Raw genomic sequence first — 323 nt, 5'->3', positions numbered from 1 at the left:
TCCTGCCGGTTCCGCACGTAGCGCGGCGCTCTTTCAGCGCTCGCGCGTGCATCTCCCCCCTTGCTCTCGCTCGCGTCAGCGCTTACCTACGCTGAACCGCAGCGAAGGGATGAGATCGATGGCCGAAGCGATGAGCACAGCGCCTGAAGGCGAAAGCCGGGCTGAAGCTTACGCGCGCCTCCACAAGGGGATCGCAAGCGTCGTGGCGGGAGAAACCAGCGAGACGGCGCGCTTTGCTACCGCCGCTTGCTTGCTCTCCCACGCCTTTGCTCCGCGCTATTTCTGGACCGGATTCTACCAGGTCGACCCGGCAAAACCGCAAG

Annotated in this window: 1 pseudogene; it reads left to right on the top strand. The window is 64.4% G+C overall.

The annotated features are described in order from the left end of the window. Positions 1-118 precede the first annotated feature (118 nt). Positions 119-323, top strand: a pseudogene (locus E5162_RS14300) (GAF domain-containing protein); the annotation flags it as partial.

Source organism: Marinicauda pacifica (genome assembly GCF_004793635.1).
Taxonomy (GTDB): Bacteria; Pseudomonadota; Alphaproteobacteria; order Caulobacterales; family Maricaulaceae; genus Marinicauda; species Marinicauda pacifica.
This window is presented reverse-complemented; position numbering and strand designations above follow the sequence as displayed.